The organism is Sulfuricurvum sp. (assembly GCF_049305995.1).
Classification (GTDB): domain Bacteria; phylum Campylobacterota; class Campylobacteria; order Campylobacterales; family Sulfurimonadaceae; genus Sulfuricurvum.
Genome location: NZ_JBAQPS010000033.1, coordinates 1 through 5455 on the forward strand (window position 1 = coordinate 1; position 5455 = coordinate 5455).

Below are 5455 nucleotides of genomic sequence, written 5' to 3' on the forward strand. Positions count from 1 at the left end.
GAAATCAGCACTCTCCCCTGCTTGTTCGAGATGGAGTGCAAAATTACCCGCAACCCCTAATCCAACAAAGTTTTTGTAATCATTCATGTTTTTATCCCTCCGCACTTCCGTTCGTGGTGAGCCTGTCGAACCATGAACGTTCCACCCTTCGACAGGCTCAGGGCGAACGAATAGTTTACTTACAGTGACCCGTTCGCTTTTGCCTCGGCAAACTCTTCGTACGAACCTTTGAAATCGATATAGGTGCCATCAAGGTGCAATTCAATAATACGATCGGCGAACGCATCGAGCAACTCACGGTCATGGCTCACACAAATAACATTCCCTTCAAAATCGAGCAATGCTTCACCGAGTGCAATAATCGCTTCGAGGTCGAGGTGATTGGTAGGCTCATCGAGTACGAGGAAATTCCCCCCCTCCAACATCATCTTAGAGAGCATCATACGATGTTTTTCTCCCCCTGAAATCTTCTCAACGCTTTTCTCTTGCTGTTCGCCGTTGAAGAGCATACGTCCCAAACAGTTACGAATTTCCGAGATTTCACGTTTCGGATCAAACCCGCGAAGCCAGTCGTAGAGAGTACCGTCCCCTTTGATTTTATCGGTCGTATCTTGAGGGAAATAACTGTATTCAATCGTAGCTCCCCACGTAACACTCCCGCTAGTCGGTTTCATCTCTTCCATAAGAATTTTACATAAGGTTGATTTACCCGCACCGTTGGCACCGATAATCGCAATTTTTTCACCCGGTGCAACCAAAATATCAAAATCACACAAGACATTCAAATCGTCATAGCTATGAGAAATATTCGCCACACGTAATGCTTCATCTCCCATTTGACGTTTTGCTTTAAACACAATGCTTGGATCTCGTCTACTTGATGGTTTAATATCTTCGATGGTCAGTTTGTCAAGTTGTTTTTGACGAGAAGTGGCTTGTTTTGCTTTCGATGCATTCGCAGAGAAACGACGAACAAACGCTTCAAGTTGCTCTTTCTCTTTTACTTTTTTATCACGGTCCAACTGTGCTTGGTTCGCCATTACGGTCGAAGCAAGATACCAGTCATCATACGTCCCCGTAAATTCACGAATTTTTTGGAAATCGACGTCGAGGATGTTCGTCACAACGGCATTGATAAAGTGACGGTCATGCGAGATGATGACCAATGTCCCATCATGACGTTGAAGCTCACGTTCTAACCATCCAATTGTGTCGATATCGAGGTTATTGGTCGGTTCATCGAGGAATAAAACATCTGGTTTCGGATAAAGAACCTGTGCGAGGAGAACTTTGAATTTTTCTGATGAAGGGAGGCTCGACATCAAATTTTGATGATTTTCTGCTGCAATCCCAACATTTTCGAGAATTTTTGCAATTTGAACATCATACTCATAGGTCGGATCCTCTTCGCAACATATCATCTCCAACTCTGCGAGACGGTCATTGGTTTTATCGTCTTCGAAATCACCATTAGCATATAAATATTCTTTTTCTTTAATCGCATCATAAAGGCGTTTATTCCCCCATAATACGGCATCAGCAATAGTAAAATCTTCAAACGCGAACTGATTTTGTCCCAAAATACCCACTTTGAGACCCGGCTCTATGGAGACATCCCCCTCGTACTCTTTGATCTCACCGCTAAGAATTTTTAGGAATGTTGTTTTCCCGGCACCGTTCGCACCGATAAGACCGTAACGTTTGTTACGGTCTAGTTTGAGGTTAATCCCCTCAAATAAAATTCGGCTACCGAAGCGCATTGTTAATTTAGTGACTTGTACCATTGCAAAACTCTTTATATTTAAAAATTACGCGATTGTAGCTAAACTTTTATTATATTCCATTAATACAGAATAAACAGGGATCCAAATATCCAACTTATTTTGATATAAAATTGAATAATGTAATGTTTTATCAATGCCTTAAAATTAATTACGGAAATACAATTATTTTTAACATTCCCATAAGATTGTAATGGCTAAAATGTGCCAAGGATTATGCTAGTTATAGTTCGATTTTTTCACGGAGTGCAATGTGACACAAATTTATGTCGGGAATATTCCCTACGGTAAAGACGAGAATGATGTAAAAGATCTTTTCGGACAATATGGTGAAGTTAGTTCAGTTAAATTCGTAAATGATAAAGAAACAGGCCGTTTTCGTGGTTTCGGTTTTGTTGAAATGGCGAACCAAGACGAAGCTAACAAAGCGATCACTGCTCTTGAAGGTAATGATTTCGGCGGACGTACACTTCGTGTTAACGAAGCTCGTCCACGTGCTCCACGCCCTCCACGCGACCGCTGGTAATCACACTCTACATGAGACCCGATTGGGTTTCATGCCTATTTTTGTGCCATAATCTCCATATTTTTACTACAAAACAACAATTCTAAAAATATATTTTGAATAAAGATTTTTTATGACTTATACCTTAACAGAGCCCTTTATAGAACTTTACAAATTAGTTAAACTTTTAGATCTTGTCGATACCGGTGGGCAAGCAAAGATACTGATCGAAAACAATCACGTTGTTCGTAACGGTGTAATTGAGACTCGTAAGCGAGCAAAAATCACAAAAGGGGAAAAAATCACGATCGGTAATGTCGTTATTGACGTAATCTAAGTCATTGTTAATTAATGAAGATTTCACTATAATTACTTATCTTATTAGCGACTCTATTTGAGGTTCGGAAAACGTATGAAAAATACAAAAATGATGCTTGTTGGTTTTATTAGTGCCGTAACAGTTAGTATTGCACTTTCAACATCGCTGTTCGCAAGAAATAGCGTTAGTGAGCCGACCGAAACCTCAATAGAAGCTTCACGCCTTCAATCTTTAGCCAAATTTACTAAAGTTTTAGGCATTGTTGAACAATATAATGTTGATGGTTTGAGTATCGACCAACTTATCGATAAATCACTCCAAGGGCTCCTCTCTAATCTTGATGCCCATTCCACCTACATGGATAAAAAAAGCTACGACAACCTAAAAACTCAAACTGACGGCGAATTTGGCGGATTGGGGATAACGGTCGGAATGCGCGATAATACCCTCACCGTCATCGCTCCTATTGAGGGGACCCCTGCGGATAAGGCAGGGATTAAAGCTGGTGATATCATCCTAAAAATCAATGATAAAGCAACCTTAAATATGACTATCGACGATGCAGTCTCTCTGATGCGCGGAGTCCCAAAAACCCCTATTGATATTACTATCGTCCGAAAAGGTGCCGCTGAACCGCTCAAATTTCATATTATTCGAGACATTATCACCGTAGAATCAGTTTATACCCGTACCATCGGCGGAAATATCCTCTATGTTCGCGTGACGAGTTTTGATAAAAAAGTTGCCGCCGATGTGAAAACAGCAATCAAAAAACATGCCGCTAAAAGCAAAGGGATCATCCTCGATCTCCGCAACAATCCGGGTGGCTTATTGGATCAAGCGGTTGAGCTCACAGACTTGTTTGTGAATGAAGGGGTTATCGTCTCCCAAAAAGGGCGTAACAAAGCCGATGATGTAAGTTACAGTGCCACCAAAAGTGCAACCGTTACCGACTTGCCACTCGTCGTTCTCGTCAACGAAGGTTCAGCCAGTGCTTCTGAAATCGTCAGCGGTGCATTACAAGATCTCAAGCGAGCAGTGATCGTCGGAGAAAAAACTTTCGGAAAAGGGTCTGTTCAAGTCGTCATGCCGGTCACGGAGACCGAAGCGATCAAACTCACTGTAGCCCGTTATTATCTCCCAAGCGGTCGAACCATTCAAGCCGTAGGTGTAGTTCCTGATATTGAAGTCATCTCAGGTGAGATCAAAAACCATGAGAAAACATTCAATATTAAAGAATCGGATTTAAAAAAACATCTCGAATCTGAGCTCGAAAGAAATGATGGTATGCTAGATGTTACTGAAGCCAATGCAACCAATAAAACTATGATTACCCCTGAACAGCTGAATAAAGATATTCAACTCAAAGAGGGTGTCGATATTATCAAAGCTCTCATTATAGTAAAAGGAAAATAATTATGGAAAAACGAGAACTCATCTACGAAGGAAAGGCAAAACGCCTCTTTAACACTGATGATACCAATTTGGTCATTGCGGAGTTTAAGGATGACCTAACCGCATTTAATGGAGCCAAAAAAGACAATGAAGCAGGAAAAGGTGCATTAAACAACCGTATCTCTACTGAATTATTTAAAATGTTAGCGCAAAATGGCATCGAATCTCATTTCGTTGAAATGCTTGATGAAACAAATATGCTCTGTAAAAAAGTGGATATTATCCTCATTGAAGTAATTGTCCGCAACATTGCCACAGGAAGCCTTAGTAAGAACCTTGGTATCCCTGATGGAAAAGTTCTCCCATTTACATTGGTCGAATTCGACTATAAAAATGATGCTCTCGGCGATCCAAAATTAAACGATCAACACTGTCTAATCCTCGAACTCGTCAACAACGAAGCAGAACTCGATCAGCTTCGTGCTATGGCTCGCGAAGTAAACTCTATCCTACGCCCTTATTTCCATGACAAAGGGCTTAACCTCGTTGATTTCAAACTTGAATTCGGTCGCGATTCTGAGGGTAAAATTATCCTTGCGGATGAAATCAGTCCTGACAACTGCCGTTTTTGGGATTTAGCTACGGGTGAAAAAATGGATAAAGACCGTTTTCGTCAAGGACTTGGCGGACTTAAAGTCGCCTACGAAGAAGTATTAAATCGAATATTGGGGTAATGGTTATGAAAGCAATCGTAAATATATTTTTGAAAAACGGAGTTTTGGACTCTCAGGGTAAAGCAGTACAACATGCCCTCAGCGGTCACGGTTTTGAGAGTGTGAGAGACGTTCGCGTCGGTAAGCAGATCATTATTGAAATGAATGAAACTAATCCTGAAAGTGCAAAAGAGAAAGTAGCTCATATGTGTGAAGAACTTTTAGCTAACACGGTTATCGAAGATTATGAGATTGAGATCCAAGCATGAAAGTAGGTATTGTTCAGTTTCCCGGAACAAACTGTGAGTACGATACCCAACATGCCTTCGCTGCATTAGGATGCGAGACACAAATCCTTTGGCACAAAGAAGATACTATTCCTGAAAACACCGATCTTGTCGTGGTTGCAGGTGGGTTTAGTTATGGAGATTATCTCCGAAGCGGTGCTATTGCTAAAATGTCACCGATTATGAAAGCCATCAAAGTCTATGCCGATAATGGCGGAAACGTCTTAGGAATTTGTAACGGATTTCAAGTTTTGACCGAAACAGGATTGCTCCCTGGTGCATTGAAACGTAACGAAGGTCTTCACTTTATTTCTCGCCACCATCATCTCAAAGTGATTGCCAATGATAATATATTTTTATCTCAATGCAATACAGGGGATGTCATTAATATTCCTATAGCACATCATGATGGAAACTTTTACATCGATGAAACTGGACTTGAAGAGCTTTATACC

The 5455-nt window shown here is 40.9% G+C and carries 7 protein-coding genes; 6 read left to right on the plus strand and 1 reads right to left on the minus strand.

Annotated features, from left to right (window positions below):
* Positions 1-179: 179 nt before the first annotated feature.
* Positions 180-1784, minus strand: a complete 1605-nt coding sequence (locus WA010_RS01070; protein ID WP_422555325.1) for an ABC-F family ATP-binding cassette domain-containing protein — start codon at positions 1782-1784, stop codon at positions 180-182.
* A 250-nt stretch (positions 1785-2034) separates the two neighbouring features.
* Between WA010_RS01070 and WA010_RS01075 the strand changes: the two genes are divergently transcribed.
* The 6 genes from WA010_RS01075 to purQ form a co-directional block, all read left to right on the plus strand.
* Positions 2035-2307 (plus strand): RNA recognition motif domain-containing protein, encoded by a 273-nt coding sequence (locus WA010_RS01075; protein ID WP_422555326.1) that lies wholly within the window; start codon positions 2035-2037, stop codon positions 2305-2307.
* A gap of 112 nt (positions 2308-2419) precedes the next feature.
* Complete coding sequence (locus WA010_RS01080; RefSeq protein ID WP_422555327.1) at positions 2420-2623, plus strand: RNA-binding S4 domain-containing protein; 204 nt, start codon at positions 2420-2422, stop codon at positions 2621-2623.
* Positions 2624-2698: 75 nt separating this feature from the next.
* Positions 2699-4021: a S41 family peptidase gene (locus WA010_RS01085; protein WP_422555328.1), complete on the plus strand. Its 1323-nt coding sequence runs from the start codon at positions 2699-2701 to the stop codon at positions 4019-4021.
* A 2-nt stretch (positions 4022-4023) separates the two neighbouring features.
* Positions 4024-4734 (plus strand): phosphoribosylaminoimidazolesuccinocarboxamide synthase, encoded by a 711-nt coding sequence (gene purC, locus WA010_RS01090; RefSeq protein ID WP_422555329.1) that lies wholly within the window; start codon positions 4024-4026, stop codon positions 4732-4734.
* Between the two features lie 5 nt (positions 4735-4739).
* Entirely contained in the window at positions 4740-4982 is a 243-nt protein-coding gene (gene purS, locus WA010_RS01095) for a phosphoribosylformylglycinamidine synthase subunit PurS (RefSeq protein ID WP_422555330.1), read from the plus strand.
* A partial coding sequence (purQ, locus tag WA010_RS01100) for a phosphoribosylformylglycinamidine synthase subunit PurQ (RefSeq protein ID WP_422555331.1) occupies positions 4979-5455 on the plus strand: 477 nt, incomplete at its 3' end. The genes purS and purQ, both read left to right, overlap by 4 nt.